15 protein-coding genes are annotated in these 13,285 nt (G+C 71.0%); 9 read left to right on the forward strand and 6 right to left on the reverse strand.

Translation table 11 applies throughout. The annotated features are described in order from the left end of the window. Window positions 1–101: 101 nt before the first annotated feature. The gene (locus ACZ7IF_RS25360; RefSeq protein WP_007263742.1) at window positions 102–359 is read right to left on the reverse strand and encodes a hypothetical protein; all 258 of its coding nucleotides are present in this window, start codon (window positions 357–359) and stop codon (window positions 102–104) included. Between the two features lie 106 nt (window positions 360–465). On the opposite strand from ACZ7IF_RS25360, the gene ACZ7IF_RS25365 reads away from it, so the two are divergent. Together ACZ7IF_RS25365 and ACZ7IF_RS25370 are read left to right on the forward strand one after the other, a co-directional pair. Then, the gene (locus ACZ7IF_RS25365) at window positions 466–849 is read left to right on the forward strand and encodes an ArsC/Spx/MgsR family protein (RefSeq protein ID WP_470975382.1); all 384 of its coding nucleotides are present in this window, start codon (window positions 466–468) and stop codon (window positions 847–849) included. Between the two features lie 132 nt (window positions 850–981). Then, on the forward strand, window positions 982–2,169 hold the full coding sequence (locus tag ACZ7IF_RS25370; RefSeq protein WP_470975385.1) for an alpha/beta hydrolase: 1,188 nt from the start codon (window positions 982–984) through the stop codon (window positions 2,167–2,169). Window positions 2,170–2,240: 71 nt separating this feature from the next. Here ACZ7IF_RS25370 and ACZ7IF_RS25375 read toward each other — a convergent pair whose 3' ends face one another. Both ACZ7IF_RS25375 and ACZ7IF_RS25380 read right to left on the reverse strand, forming a co-directional pair. Further along, window positions 2,241–2,723 (reverse strand): septum formation family protein, encoded by a 483-nt coding sequence (locus ACZ7IF_RS25375; protein WP_470975388.1) that lies wholly within the window; start codon window positions 2,721–2,723, stop codon window positions 2,241–2,243. A 475-nt stretch (window positions 2,724–3,198) separates the two neighbouring features. Continuing rightward, window positions 3,199–4,050, reverse strand: coding sequence for an alpha/beta fold hydrolase (locus tag ACZ7IF_RS25380; RefSeq protein ID WP_470975391.1), 852 nt, complete (start codon window positions 4,048–4,050; stop codon window positions 3,199–3,201). Window positions 4,051–4,114: 64 nt separating this feature from the next. Between ACZ7IF_RS25380 and ACZ7IF_RS25385 the strand changes: the two genes are divergently transcribed. Further along, the gene (locus ACZ7IF_RS25385) at window positions 4,115–4,564 is read left to right on the forward strand and encodes a MarR family winged helix-turn-helix transcriptional regulator (protein ID WP_470975394.1); all 450 of its coding nucleotides are present in this window, start codon (window positions 4,115–4,117) and stop codon (window positions 4,562–4,564) included. Here the strand turns inward: ACZ7IF_RS25385 and ACZ7IF_RS25390 are convergent. Then, window positions 4,554–5,048 carry an ATP-binding protein gene (locus ACZ7IF_RS25390; RefSeq protein ID WP_470975397.1) on the reverse strand — a complete coding sequence of 165 codons (495 nt, stop codon included), beginning with the start codon at window positions 5,046–5,048 and terminating at the stop codon, window positions 4,554–4,556. The two genes, ACZ7IF_RS25385 and ACZ7IF_RS25390, sit on opposite strands and share 11 nt — an antisense overlap. A 195-nt stretch (window positions 5,049–5,243) precedes the next feature. Here ACZ7IF_RS25390 and ACZ7IF_RS25395 point away from each other — a divergent pair, with 195 nt between their 5' ends. Both ACZ7IF_RS25395 and ACZ7IF_RS25400 read left to right on the forward strand, forming a co-directional pair. Continuing rightward, entirely contained in the window at window positions 5,244–6,053 is an 810-nt protein-coding gene (locus tag ACZ7IF_RS25395) for a helix-turn-helix domain-containing protein (protein ID WP_470975400.1), read from the forward strand. Next, complete coding sequence (locus ACZ7IF_RS25400; protein ID WP_470975403.1) at window positions 6,050–6,241, forward strand: DUF397 domain-containing protein; 192 nt, start codon at window positions 6,050–6,052, stop codon at window positions 6,239–6,241. The genes ACZ7IF_RS25395 and ACZ7IF_RS25400 overlap by 4 nt, the downstream gene beginning before the upstream one ends. Before the next feature lie 526 nt (window positions 6,242–6,767). On the opposite strand, the gene ACZ7IF_RS25405 is transcribed toward ACZ7IF_RS25400, so the two are convergent. Further along, complete coding sequence (locus tag ACZ7IF_RS25405; protein WP_470975406.1) at window positions 6,768–7,700, reverse strand: GDSL-type esterase/lipase family protein; 933 nt, start codon at window positions 7,698–7,700, stop codon at window positions 6,768–6,770. Window positions 7,701–8,419: 719 nt separating this feature from the next. On the opposite strand from ACZ7IF_RS25405, the gene ACZ7IF_RS25410 reads away from it, so the two are divergent. After that, window positions 8,420–8,959: a hypothetical protein gene (locus tag ACZ7IF_RS25410; protein WP_470975409.1), complete on the forward strand. Its 540-nt coding sequence runs from the start codon at window positions 8,420–8,422 to the stop codon at window positions 8,957–8,959. A 22-nt stretch (window positions 8,960–8,981) separates the two neighbouring features. Here ACZ7IF_RS25410 and ACZ7IF_RS25415 read toward each other — a convergent pair whose 3' ends face one another. Then, a complete protein-coding gene (locus tag ACZ7IF_RS25415) occupies window positions 8,982–9,899 on the reverse strand; it encodes a Gfo/Idh/MocA family protein (RefSeq protein WP_470975686.1) in 918 nt (305 codons plus the stop codon). Between the two features lie 187 nt (window positions 9,900–10,086). On the opposite strand from ACZ7IF_RS25415, the gene glnII reads away from it, so the two are divergent. The 3 genes from glnII to ACZ7IF_RS25430 all read left to right on the forward strand — a co-directional run bounded on the left by glnII (window position 10,087) and on the right by ACZ7IF_RS25430 (window position 13,140). After that, window positions 10,087–11,106 (forward strand): glutamine synthetase, encoded by a 1,020-nt coding sequence (gene glnII / locus ACZ7IF_RS25420; RefSeq protein ID WP_470975412.1) that lies wholly within the window; start codon window positions 10,087–10,089, stop codon window positions 11,104–11,106. Between the two features lie 105 nt (window positions 11,107–11,211). Continuing rightward, on the forward strand, window positions 11,212–12,162 hold the full coding sequence (locus ACZ7IF_RS25425; protein WP_470975414.1) for a DUF6891 domain-containing protein: 951 nt from the start codon (window positions 11,212–11,214) through the stop codon (window positions 12,160–12,162). Window positions 12,163–12,528: 366 nt separating this feature from the next. Beyond that, window positions 12,529–13,140 carry a winged helix-turn-helix domain-containing protein gene (locus tag ACZ7IF_RS25430; RefSeq protein ID WP_470975417.1) on the forward strand — a complete coding sequence of 204 codons (612 nt, stop codon included), beginning with the start codon at window positions 12,529–12,531 and terminating at the stop codon, window positions 13,138–13,140. Window positions 13,141–13,285 lie beyond the last annotated feature (145 nt).

Below are 13,285 nucleotides of genomic sequence, written 5' to 3' on the forward strand. Positions count from 1 at the left end.
CCCCCCCCCCCCCCCCCCCCCCCCCCCCCCCCCCCCCCCCCCCCCCCCCCCCCCCCCCCCCCCCCCCCCCCCCCCCCCCCCCCCCCCCCGCCCCCGGCGCCTCAGCCTCCGTTGGCCACGATGAAGGCCCGGACCATCCGGCAGGTGACGTTCGACGGACGGTGGATCCCCACCCGCACCGCCATCGTGCGTATCTTGCGGTTGGTCGCGCGCTTGGCGTCGTACGTCCCCGTGTCGAGCAGGGAGATCGCGAGCCGCATCGCCTTCAGACGGCGGTTGTGGTTCTCGTACCACTCGCGGGGCAGGCCCGCCGGCAGCGGCTTCTTCTTGGGCATCGAAATGATCGCGGCAGCGGCCATCTACAGCCTCCCAAACGGTAGTTGGCTTCCTGTCGTTCTCCTTCGATTTTACCGGGGGGCACTGACAAAAGCCCTGGCCGGACGGAGTCTGACTACCCTTGCGGGCATGGAGATCTGGATCAATCCCGCCTGCTCGAAGTGCCGGAGCGCGCTGACCCTGCTGGACGCGGAGGGCGCCGACTACACGGTGCGCCGCTACCTGGAGGACGTACCGTCCGAGGGCGAGATCCGCGAGGTGCTGGGCCGCCTCGGGCTGGAGCCCTGGGACATCACGCGCACCTCCGACGCCCTCGCGAAGGAGACCGGCGTACGGGACCTGCCGCGCGAGGCGAGCGACGAGGCGCGGGACCGCTGGATCGCCCACCTCGCCGCCCACCCGAAGCTGATCCAGCGCCCGATCATCACCGCCGACGACGGCACGGCGGTGGTCGCCCGCTCGGAGGAGAGCGTCCGCGAAGCCCTCTCCCGCACGGGTGCCGACCACGGATGAACACCCATAACTGCACAAATGCGGCAAATTCTGCCTGATCTGCAACCGGACGGTACGTTCTCCCATCAGGACTGGCAGGGAGACACCGCCGCTCGCCCGTTGGGCAGCCCCGACCGCTCGGAGTGAAGTTCGTTGCAGCAGCAGTACCCGCAGACATCGCCGTACGGGCAGCAGTCGTACGGGCACCCGCCCATGGGCCACGACGCCGGCCCCGGCACCCAGGAGCTGTGCGTGCACTGCGGGCAGCCGCCGTTCGGCCCCCGCCTCCCGAAGCGGTCCAGGGCGAAGCTCTGGGTCGGCACGGCCGTGATCGTCGCGCTGCTCGCCGGCGGAGGCGGCTGGGCGTACTGGGGGACGGACTGGTTCGACGGCAACGGCGAGGACGTCACCTTCGCCAAGCCCAAGCCCCCGGCCCAGGGCGCGGGCTCCGGCGGCGCGGCCGCGACCGGCCCCGACCCGGACGTGTCGCTGCCGGCCGGCCCCGCCGCACAGTTCAAGCAGACGACCAAGCTCGACGACGGCACCCGAATATCCAAGACCCGCCTCAAGGGCGCCAAGTCCGGCTTCGAGGGGGACGTCTGGGTGTGGACGCCCAAGGAGTACGACGAGCCGAAGTACGCCAACAGCGCCTTCCCCGTGATGATCGCCCTGCCCGGCGGCAACGGCTACCCCGACAACTACTGGGCGACCATGCCCAACATCGGCCTCCAGAAGGCGATAGCGGAGACCTCCGCCAAGGGCACGGGGCTGCCCTTCATCCTGGTCATGCCGCTCCTCAACCCCGACAACAAGAACTACTACGACGGCTCCGACATCCCCGGGCAGCCGAAGATGGGCACCTGGATCGCCGAGGACGTCCCCGACCTGACCAAGGCCAACTTCCGTACGTACAAGTCCCGCGACGGCTGGGCCCTCATGGGCAACTCCTCCGGCGCCTTCGTGGGCCTCAAGCAGGTCATGCAGCACCCGGAGAAGTTCCGGGGCGTGATCGCGAACGGCGGCGAGACGGCCCCCGACTCCCCGCTGTGGAAGAGCAACAAGGCGGAGATGGACGCGAACGACCCCGGCAAGCTGGCCCAGAAGCTGATCCAGTCGAAGGGGCCGGAGGTCTACGTCAACTTCCAGTACGGGACGAAGGAGGGCGGCCGGGAACGGCTGGAGAAGTTCCAGCGCGAGAACGGCAAGGGCCCCATCAAGATCGACCTCTACGAGATCAAGGGCGGCGACCACAACGGCTGGGACTACGTGCGCGGCATGCGGGAGCAGGGCCTGGAGGCCCTCAGCAAGGTCATCAAGGGCCCGAAGCCGAACGCCGGCTAGGCCGCAGATCGGGCAGGACCGGGAACCCCTGCTCTGGAGCGGGGCTGGGGAACGGGTCTCGGGAAGGGGGCTCAGGAACCGGGGGCGCGGACCGAGCCGGTGCTCGTACCGGTCTCGTCGCCCAGGAAGCAGACGACATTGCGATTACCGATGTCCCAGGTGGCGGAACTCGGATAGAAGTAGTACCGCTCCAGCTTCTCGGGGAGCTTCGCGGCGGCGCCCGTGTAGGCGCCGAGTACCGCGTCTCCGCACGTGCCCTGGGCCATCGCAACGATCTTCTTCTTGCCCGGGTACGCACCGTCCTGCAGGCTGAAGACGGCGTACACCTCCCCCTCGTGAGGCTCGTCGCAGGGCACGAGGCGCACCTCGGTGGAGGCATCGCCGCCCTCTTCGCCTTCGTACTGCTGCAGTTCGTCATCCGTGGTGAAGCAGTCGCCGGCGCGGATTTCCTCCACATCGCTGGCGACCAGCCCGGTGACCTGGCCACTGGTGTCACGCTTCGGCAGGGGAGCACCGTCCGCGACTCCGGAGAATCCGAGGACCAGCGCGAGCACAAAGGCAGGGCCTGGGAGGGCGAATGCCAGGACGGCCCGCGTGTGCGGCCCGTGGTGGCCCGGCCGTCCGCGCGGTCCCCACCGCGGGGAGGGATCGGGCGACGACGGTGGCGGTGGCAGTGACGGTCTGGACATGCGCGGCCCTCCTTGCGCGGAGTGGGAGTCGCAACCAGCAGCCAGGAGGTGACACCGTGGTCACCGGGTGGGGGCCTTGCTGGTACATGGCGCTCGGACTGGGCCGCAGCCCCGGCATACCCCGGCGAGCTGCCGCGAGCGGCAACGGTGGCCGCTTCACGTCCGGCGTGGTCTCAGATGCCTTTGGCGGGTGGGATGCGTCGGCCCCGGCGGACGCATGCGCGCCGATGGTGCTGTGCCACCACCCACGCTACCGAGCAAGGCCCGGCCACGCCTGTCGACGGCAAGCAGTCGCACGGCCACGAAGGTCAGGATCTACGGCTGGAGCACCAGGGGGCCTTCAGGCCGATGGGGCCAGGAGCCGGGCGATCTCCTCGGCCGCCGTCAGCGGCAGCGCGTGGTGCGAGACCCCGGCCAGTACGCCGACCCGCGCGCCCGGCAGCGCCCGGCGCGCGGCCGCGGCGGCCCGCCGGGGGTCGTGGCAGCGGGCCCGCCCGGCGAAGAGGACCTCCACCGGCAGCTCCCCGAGCCCGGCCAGGCCGGGGCGCGGGCCTGTGACCGGCCGCACGGTGGGGAAGGCGGCCGTCTCCTCCTGGAGTCGCGTCCAGGCGGGGTCGAGCGCCGCCCCGCCGGTCTCCCAGGCCAGGAACGAGCGGATCCGCGCCGGGGTGGGCCGCACCAGCATCGGCAGCGCCCGCAGCACGTAGCCGGGACGCAACCCGGCGAAGACCTGGGTCGGGTCGAGCAGGACGAGCCGGTCGAGCCGGTCGGGCCGCCGCGCGGCGGCGTGGGCGGCGATCCAGGCCCCGTAGGAGTGCCCGGCCAGCGTCACGGGCCCGCCGGCGGGGCCGGTGAGGCCGTCGAGCAGCGCGTCGAACCAGGCGGTGAGGTCCCCGACGGTCCGCACCGCCCGCCCGGGCGCCGGCACGCTGAGCCCGGGCTCCCCCACCAGGTCCACGGCATGGACCCGCCGACTCCGCCCCAGCCCGGCCGCCACACAGGCCCCCCACACGGTGGACGTGGCGCCGCCGCCGGGCAGCAACACGAGCGGCGGCGCCGACGCCCCGCCCCCCGGACCGCAGCTGTTGACGCGGGTGACCCCGTAGGGGGTGGGCACGTCGCCGGCCTCGACGGGCCCGGGCCACCGGGCGAGGGCCTCGTCGTAGGCGGCGCGGAAGGAGGTGCGGGACATGTGGACCCCATTTCCCTCGATGGGCAATAATCTCGCTCAGCGAGAGATCCTAGACGGGGGCGACATGACCGACAAGCACGGGGACGACCACCTCGACCTGGTGCATCTGCTGCGCGCGGTGAGCGTCGAATTCGGCCTCCGCCAGGCGGAGTTCGCCGCCGCCAACGGCATGCACCCGACCGACGTACGGGCCCTGATCTGCCTCCTGGACGCGGCCCTCGCCGCCGAACCCGCCACCCCGGGCCTCCTGGCCACCCGACTCGGCCTCAACTCGGCCGGCACCACTGCGGTGATCGACCGCCTGGAACGCCTGGGCCACGCGGAACGCGTCCGCGACCCGAACGACCGCCGCCGCGTGCTGCTACGCGTGACCCCGGAGGCGATCGAGCTGGGCCAGGCCTTCTTCGGCCCCATGCTCACCGCCGTCCAGGACTCCCTGACCCCCCTCACCCCCGCCGAGCGCGAGACGATCCGCGCCTTCCTGACAGAGGCAAGGGCGGCATTCACGCCCTGAGGGCACACTCGGCCCACACGGTCTTCCCGACCACCCGGTCACAGACGCCCCACGCGGCGGCGACACCCCCGACGAGCCGGAGCCCGTACCCGCCCTCCCTCAGGCGGGGCCGCCGATCCCGCCGCCCGTCGGACACCTCGACCCGCACCACCCCGCCCAGCCGGCTGACCCGCAGCTCGAAGTCCCGCCCGGCCACCCACCCGTGCGTCACGGCGTTGGCGGCGAGCTCGGCGATGACGAGCCCGACGTCATCACCGACCCCGCTCCCGTGCGGAATCCCCCAGGCGTGCAGCTGCACGAGCGCGAGATGCCGGGCCAGTCGGGCACCGCGCGGCGTGGCACTGAACCGCTGGACGAAGACGAACCCCTGGAGGGCGGCGTCCAGCCCGGTGACCAAGTCAGCCCAGGCCCGGTCGAGCTGGGGGAGGACACCGGCAAGCCATTCGATGTCGTCCACGCCGTCAGCGCCGGTCGCATCACGCATGACATTCCACCATCCGTTCGAGTGCTCAATCACCTTGCGTGAAATCAGAGTTACGCAGGCGGAGCTACGATCGAAAGCGCCCGATCGACCGACCTGCGTCTTGGTCGGAGCGGCATATTCCGACCCACTTGACCTGCGGAAACGCGTCAGGCCCGGTCGTGACCAACCGCATGGGAACGTGGAAAGGGGGCGTCTGTGGAGCCGGATCCACGCCGCCGATTCGCCGAGGAACTCAAGAGCGCCCGAGAGCTGTACCCGGAACGCCGCCTCTCCCAGACGAGCGCGGCCCGTCTGGCGCGCACGTCGAAGAGCACGATCAGCCGCATGGAGTCGGGGGAAGGGGCGATCCCTCCGGAGCTGCCGGCGGTGCTGGATCAAATCTTCGAGACGGACGGCTTGTTCAAGCGACTGTACGAGGAGATGATCATCCAGTCGTTCCAGGCCATCCATCGTCGACGCATGGAGCTTGAGCGTTCCGCGATCGCCGTGTGGGAGTGGTCACCGACGCTGATTCCGGGTCTGGTGCAGACGAGCGACTACGCGCGCGCCATCATCCGAGCAGGCTCTTCACGAGCTTCCGAAGGGGAGGTCATGACAACGGTCCGCGCCCGCATGACCCGCCAAGACGTGTTGAAGGGTCCTGCAGCCCCTGATCTGCGCATCGTGCTGTGCGAGTCCGTGATCTACCGACGGGCCGTACCAATCCCAGTGATGCGGGAGCAGCTGGCAACGCTCGTGTCCCGCAGCGAGAGTCCGACCACGAGCATTCGCATCCTGCCTCTGGACGCTGAACCAAACCTGCTCATGGACGCGCCCGTCAGCATCCTGACCTCGCCGAATCACTCCCAATCCGTGTGCGTCGACTCCTTCCGCACCGGAGCGATCATCACGGACGCTGAGCATGTGCGAGAAGCTGTACGAGCCTTCGGCGAACTCGCGGGCGAAGCGCTCTCGGCACAGCGCAGCGCGGACCTCATCAGGAAGCAGATGGAGAGCCTGAAGTGAGCAGTCCTTCACCCCACCAGTGGATCAAGTCGTCGTACAGCAACTCGGAAGGAGGCAACTGCGTCGAGATCTCCCCGTCCACCGCCACCATCCACATCCGGGATTCCAAAGTACCGGGCGGCCCCGAGGTAGCGGTGACCCCCACCACCTGGGCCACCTTCCTGGACGGCATCACGACGGCCAGCTGACCCGGTGCGGAATCAGAGACGGTTGGGGGTTTCCCGGCAGTCCCATCGTCATTCCGTGTCGTGCCGGCCCGTCAAGGGCGCTCCCTTCGGTCGCGTCACTTCGTGATCGCCTTCGGCGACCCTTGACAGCCCGTCCCGCCCCGGAAAGCCGAAAGACTGCCGGGAAGCCCCCAAAGGAACGGTCACCGGGCAGGAGAGGCAGGAGCGGCCCAGTCAGCGATGAGGCGAGGGGCCGGGCCTTGGCCGGCCGCGCATCCGGGCTGGCCGTGACCCCCGCTCCAGGGCCGGGGGCCCGGATACCTGCACCAAATGCCGACCACAGCCCCCTGCGGAGCCCCCAGGCGCATTGGATCGCTACGCGCTCCTCTTTTCCCGGCGTCCAGCGACCGCCCGTGGCTGATACCCGCACCAAATGTTGATCAGAGCGCTGTGGGAAGCCGATGGGCGCGAGAGATCGCTACGCGCTCCTCATGTCTCGGCGTCCGGCGACCGCCCGTGGCTGATATCCGCGCCAAGACGTGTCGGGTCAGCCGGCGAGAGTGATGAGGTGCTCGTAGAGGGCCCGGTGGCCTTCATGGGTGGGGTGTACGCCGTCGACGAGGAGGTCGGTCCGGTCGCGCAGGGGCTCCCACATGTCGACGAAGTCGATGTGGTTTTCCTCGCACCACGCCCGCAACGACTCCCGGAGGGTGAGCGCTCGTTGCCGTGTGAAACACAGGCCCTCGTAGTCGCCGGTGCGCTCTTCGTCGAGCCAGATGGGGCCCAGAACGACCAGGCGCGCATTGTGCGCATGGGCCGTGGCGGCCAGTGCGTCGAGACCGTCCTCGATGCCGGCCAGTCCATCGGCATCGGGCGTCGCCAGGGGCACGGCGGAGTCGTTGATGCCTGCCGCGAGCACGATCGTGTCAGGCAGGCGGGGAGGCAGGAGGGCGGGTGTCTGCTCGCTGACGGCTGCCAACGTGGAACCGGGGATGGCCAGGTTGAAGACCCGGTGCGCGGTCTCGTTCTCGGCTATGTGGACGGCTGCCAGCCGACCGGCCCATCCACCCTGCGGATCGCAACGCCCGTAGGCGATGCTGTCACCCACGATCACGATCCGCGCCGCCGGCCTCAGCGGCTTCGCGTCCAGGTAGGCCCAGGCGCTCTCCCCAGAAGCGAGGACCACCCGTCGGCGGGTGTAGTCGTCGACCTCGTAGTCGTCGGCTGCGGCGAGTTCCTCATCGGTGAGGTGGAGGACGGCTCCCTCGACCGCACTGCCGAGCTTGCGCTCCAGGATCAGGTGAACGTCCAGGCCACTGGCAGCGATCACGTCCGGGTCGGTGATCTTCAGCGGCCTGGTCGTGTACCCGGCCAGCGACGCGGGACGACTGGGCACGACCTGGCCGAAGAGGGCCTGCTGAACCTTCGGGTCCATCAGCGTGCCGAAGGAGAACAGGATGTGGGGGCGCGAATCGCTCACGATGACGCTTTCTTCAGAAATCGATCAGCTGTGTGATCAAGGTACCGACTCCCGTCTCGCCCCTTGGTACGGATATCGACTCCAGACGGCCGTCAGCCGCCGAGACGAGAGGAGCGCGTAGCGATCTGCCGCGCCCATCCGCTTCCCGTGCTGCTCTGTTCGTCATTTGGTGCAGGTATCAGCCCAAGACGGTCGCCGGACGCTGAACAGTGGGGAGCGCGTAGCGATCTGCTGCGCTTGGGTGGTCCGCAGGGGGCTCTGGTCGGCATGTGGTGGAGGTAGTCGGACCCTGGCCCGGAATCGGGACGCTGAGGGCCCGGATGCCCGGCGGGGCACGGCCCGGTCCCTCGCCTCATCGCCGAGAGACCCGTCCCTCCCACCATCGACCGTGCCGTTCTTTTGGGGGCTTCCCGGCAGTCCTTTGTCTTTCCGGGGCGGGACGGTCGGTCAAGGGTCGCCGAAGGCGATCGCGTAGCGACGCGACCGAAGGGAGCGCCCTTGAGGGACCGGCCCGACACGGAAGGACGATGGGACTGACGGGAAACCCCCAAACCAGCTGTGAGACCGCCCAGCCGGCACCCCGCTCCCCCGCCCCGCCCCGGGGGGCGAGGGGGAGAGACCGAGCCCCCCTTCACGCCGCCCCCACCCCCTCCCCACTAGGGTGACCCGAGGAACGAATACGGACGAAACTGCACCAACCGCACCCAAGGACCGCCCCCATGACCGAACAGCCCCAGGCCGGTGACACACCCACCCCCGCCCCCTACCCCATCGCCCCGCCCCGTCGGGGGGCCGACTGGATGTTCGGCGGGGTGTACGGGACCGTGCTGGCCAGTGGGCTGTTGGCCGCGTTGGACCAGCGGGGCGGGGAGTACACCCCGCTCGCCGACGCCGCCTGGATCCTGGTCACCGCCGCCGCCGGAGCCCTCGCGCACGGGTACGCGCACCACATGGCCGACCATCAGGCCGGCTCCGCCGCGCACCGGTGGCGGCTGCTGGGCCGGGCCCTGTGGAACGAGTGGCCGATGATCGCGGCCACCCTCCCCACCCTCCTCCTGCTCCTGTTCGCCGAGATCGCGCACTGGGAGCCGTACGGGGTGACGGCGGTCGGGCTCGGCCTGAACACGGCGCTGCTGTTCGCCTGGGGGGCCTTCGTGGCGCTGCGGGTCGGCTACCGGATCACCTCGGCGCTGCTCGTCGGCCTGGCCGACGCGGCGATCGGGCTGGTGATCATCGTGGCCAACGCCCTCATCAAGTAGGCCCTCATCAAGTAGGCCCCCATCAAGTAGGCAGCTGCCCTTCCGCCTCCGCCAGGATCTCCGTCAGCCGGGCCCCGAACTCCGCCCCGCGCGGGTCCGGCACCCCGGTCCGGGCGGCGTCGAGCACCGCGTCCAGGGCGCGCCCGTAGGCACCCGGTACGTCGCTCCAGTCCGGCAGCGCGAAGACGCCCTCGGCGCCGCGCAGTTCCAGCCCCACCCCGGCGGCCGCGCGCGGCGCGCCCAGGCTGAGCACGGCGGTGCTGGCGGCCCCGGAGGCGTGCCGCAGGGCCAGCTGGACCACGTCGGACGGGCCCCTGGTGGCGGCGACGGCGGTGACCTCGCCGAGCACCGGGATCAGCACGGACAGGGCGTGCGGGCCGACGTCCCACAGGCCGCCCTTGGCCTTGCGCCAGGGCGAGTCGGCGTACGCACTGGGCTCGCCGCCGGGCGGGAAGACCGCGCCGAGCCAGTGCGCGGAGGCGGTGAACCACCCGGAGCGCCCGGCCTGTTCGCGGACCCAGCCCGCCGTCGGCTCGGCGAAGCGCAGCGTCAGGAAGACGACGGACGCGACACCGTGCGCGGCGGCGGCGTCGGCGACGGCGCGGGCTTCCTCCACGGTCGTGGCGACGGGCTTGTCCAGCAGCAGGTGGCAGCCGGCGGCGGCCGCGCGTACGGCGAGCGGGGCCTGGACGTCGGGCGGCAGGGCGAAGGCCACGACGTCGCAGTCGGCGAACAGCGCGTCGGGGTCTTCGTACACCTTCACCCCGTACGCGTCGGCGAGCTCGGCCGCGGCTTCGGGGCGCCGGCCCCAGACTCCGGCGAACTCGGAGCCGGTGTGCGCGGCGAGGGCGGGGGCGTGGGTGCGGCGGGCCCAGGGGCCGGTGCCGAGCAGGCCGACGCGGGGGCGACCGTCACCGACGGAGTTCAAATCGTACGAAATGCTCACCCGCTCAGTGTGCCCCACCCGGACGGATGTACGGCGACCGACTCGATCAAGCCACCCGACCTGCGGTGTAAACCCCGGTAACACAGGGTTCACACATGGGCAACGGATGAGAAATCGCCACGGGGCACGCTGCGGTCAACACCGCAGCGTCCCGCAGCACCCGCAGAGTCAGGATGGTCCCGTGAGCTACAAGGCTGAGTACATCTGGATCGACGGCACCGCGCCGACGGCGAAGCTCCGCTCCAAGACGAAGATCCTCGCGGACGGTGCGGAGCTGCCGATCTGGGGCTTCGACGGTTCGAGCACGAACCAGGCCGAGGGCCACGCCTCGGACCGGGTCCTCCAGCCGGTCTTCTCCTGCCCGGACCCGATCCGCGGCGGGAACGACATCCTCGTCCTGTGCGAGGTCCTCAACATCGACATGACCCCGCACGAGTCGAACACCCGCGCGCTGCTGCGTCCGGTCGCGGAGAAGTTCGCCCCGCAGGAGGCCATCTTCGGCATCGAGCAGGAGTACACCTTCTTCGACGGCACCCGCCCGCTCGGCTTCCCGGTGGGCGGCTTCCCGGCGGCGCAGGGCGGCTACTACTGCGGTGTCGGCGCGGACGAGATCTTCGGCCGCGACATCGTCGAGAAGCACCTGGACCACTGCCTCGCCGCCGGGCTGGAGATCTCCGGCATCAACGCCGAGGTCATGCCCGGCCAGTGGGAGTTCCAGGTCGGCCCGCTGGGCCCGCTGGAGGTCTCCGACCAGCTGTGGATCGCGCGCTGGCTGCTGTACCGCACGGCCGAGGACTTCAACGTGTCGGCGACGCTGAACCCGAAGCCGGTGAAGGGCGACTGGAACGGCGCGGGCGCGCACACCAACTTCTCCACGAGGGCGATGCGCGAGGACTACCGCGCGATCATCTCGGCGTGCGAGGCGCTGGGCGAGGGCAGCAAGCCGCTGGACCACGTCAAGAACTACGGCGCGGGCATCGACGAGCGCCTGACGGGTCTGCACGAGACGGCCCCGTGGAACGAGTTCAGCTACGGCGTCTCGGACCGCGGCGCGTCGGTCCGCATCCCCTGGCAGGTGGAGAAGGACGGCAAGGGCTACATCGAGGACCGCCGCCCGAACGCGAACGTGGACCCGTACGTGGTGACCCGCCTGATCACGGACACCTGCTGCACGGGCCTGGAGAAGGACGGCCTGGTCTGACCGGCCCCTGAAGCGACCGCACCGCGCAGCGGCACCGGTGGCGCCCGCACTCCCCTCCCGGAGGCGGGCGCCGCCGTTGTCAGTGGCGCCTGTCACCGTGTCCTCATGAACACCGAGCGCACCGGACCCGCCGACATGATCCAGCCCGTCAGGGTCCACACCGAACCCGGCCGCCACCACGACCTCTCCGGCCCCGGGAGCCGTGAGCCGCTGTCCGCCCTCGTGGCGGGCATAGGCGGGGAGGGAGACCGGTTCCTCGTCGTGAACCGGGTCCCGGACGACCCGGACGTCTACGTGCAGGTCTGGCACGAGACCGGCGGCGACTACCAGTTGGAGCACCGCGCGGGCGCGCCCGACCGGCACTTCCAGGCGTTCGTCGGCACCGCGCAGGAGGTGGTGGAGGTGATGCTCCGCTGGGCGGCCCGGGAGAAGGACTGGGACCGCGGGCCGGCCTGGGAGCGGCTGGACTTCCCGGTCGAGGAGGTGGCGCCGCTGGACCCGGAGGTGGAGGAGGAGCTGACCGAGGCCGTGCGGGGGTGGCTGCGCTGCGGGTACGGAGACCGGGCGGCGCTGACGGAGGACGCCGAGGAGTACCTGGTGTCCGGCGACGACCGGCCGGTGTCCCGGGCGCAGGCGGCGGACCTGGTGGACCGGCTGTGGCGGGAGCGGGTCGCGGAGCAGGCCGGCTGGGCGGGCGAGACGGATCCCGAGCGGCTGGCCCGGGCGTTCGGGGCGCTCGACGCGAGCGGTATCACCGCGCGGGAGAACTTCACCTGTTGCCGCACCTGCGGCCTCGGCGAGATCCACGCCGACGGCGAGGAGGACGCCCGCGGCTTCGTCTTCTTCCACTCGCAGTGCACGGAGGGGGCGGCCGAGGGCGGGGACCTGTACCTGCTCTACGGGGGTTTCGAGTCCGGCGAGGAACTGACGGCCTCCGTGGGGCGGGAGGTGGTGGCGGCGCTGGACGGCGTGGGGCTGTCGTGGGCGTGGGACGGATCGGCCCACGATGCGATACGCGTGACGGGACTGGACTGGCGGAAGCGGCTTTCAGGCTGACGGTATGTCGGGATTATGACGGCCTGACGAAGACTTGACGACGGAATATGAGATTCCGATCCACCAGGTGAGACGCAACCTGCCCCGGGCCCCGTGTTTCTGCTTCAATGGCGCCCATGGCCAGCCATTCGTACTTCCCGACAGGTCGCAGCGACCTGGAGCCGTTCTGGCCGTCCCGTCAGGATCACGACTTCGACCGGGTGTGTTGCCGCGCCGAGAACGCGCCGGCCCTCTAAAGCCTCCGGGACCCTCTCACCAGACCCGCCCCGGGGCCTTCGGTCTGCGCGGTACGCAACGACTACGTGCACTCGCACATGCACACGTACGTCTTCTGCCGATCACTCCGCGTGAAAGAGCTGACCACTCATGACGAACACCCGTTCCTTCGCTTCTGCCGCCTCCGCTGCGACCTCTGCTCCCCTGCCCTTCCCGCCCGCTCCGCGCCACCGGCTCCGCGCCGTGGACCGGGACGAGGTGGCCCGGGTGGTGGACCTGCTCCCGCCGGGCGCCACCTGGCTGCCCGCGCCCCAGCACGCCGTTCCCACGCTGCCGGGCCAGCCTCCGATGATCGGCTACCTGGTCCTCGTACCGGCCGACCAGCAGCAGATCGCCTTCGCCCCGCAGTCCGTTCCCGTGCCCGTCGCCGGACCGGTCCCGCACGCCCAGCCTGCGTCCGAGCCGTCGACGGCCACTGGAGACGCGCTCGTGCGGATCGACTCCGCGCAGCGCACGGCCGAGGTCGACGGCGAGCAGCTGGACCTGACCTACCTGGAGTTCGAGCTGCTCGCCCACCTGGTGGCCCACCCGCACCGGGTGCACAGCCGGGACCAGCTGGTGACCACGGTGTGGGGCTACGGGCACGTCGGCGACGGCCGGACCGTCGACGTCCACATCGCCCGGCTGCGCCGCAAGCTGGGCGCGGCGCACCGCGGCGCGATCCAGACCGTCCGCCGCGTGGGGTACAAGTACACGCCCTGACGCCCGGCGCCCGGCCTCCGATGCCCGATGCCTGACATGGAGGTGGGGGGGGGGGGGGGGGGGGGGGGGGGGGGGGGGGGGGGGGGGGGGGGGGGGGGGGGGGGGGGGGGGGGGGGGGGCGGGAGAGGGGGGGAGAGGGAGGGAA

This window comes from Streptomyces sp. NPDC037421 (genome assembly GCF_055602105.1).

Bases quoted from the DNA above. Each gene is read 5' to 3' on its own strand.
- ACZ7IF_RS25360 (WP_007263742.1), bottom strand. From the start codon at position 359: ATGGCCGCTGCCGCGATCATTTCGATGCCCAAGAAGAAGCCGCTGCCG.
- ACZ7IF_RS25365 (WP_470975382.1), top strand. From the start codon at position 466: ATGGAGATCTGGATCAATCCCGCCTGCTCGAAGTGCCGGAGCGCGCTG.
- ACZ7IF_RS25380 (WP_470975391.1), bottom strand. From the start codon at position 4,050: ATGTCCCGCACCTCCTTCCGCGCCGCCTACGACGAGGCCCTCGCCCGG.
- ACZ7IF_RS25385 (WP_470975394.1), top strand. From the start codon at position 4,115: ATGACCGACAAGCACGGGGACGACCACCTCGACCTGGTGCATCTGCTG.
- ACZ7IF_RS25390 (WP_470975397.1), bottom strand. From the start codon at position 5,048: ATGCGTGATGCGACCGGCGCTGACGGCGTGGACGACATCGAATGGCTT.
- ACZ7IF_RS25410 (WP_470975409.1), top strand. From the start codon at position 8,420: ATGACCGAACAGCCCCAGGCCGGTGACACACCCACCCCCGCCCCCTAC.
- ACZ7IF_RS25425 (WP_470975414.1), top strand. From the start codon at position 11,212: ATGAACACCGAGCGCACCGGACCCGCCGACATGATCCAGCCCGTCAGG.
- ACZ7IF_RS25430 (WP_470975417.1), top strand. From the start codon at position 12,529: ATGACGAACACCCGTTCCTTCGCTTCTGCCGCCTCCGCTGCGACCTCT.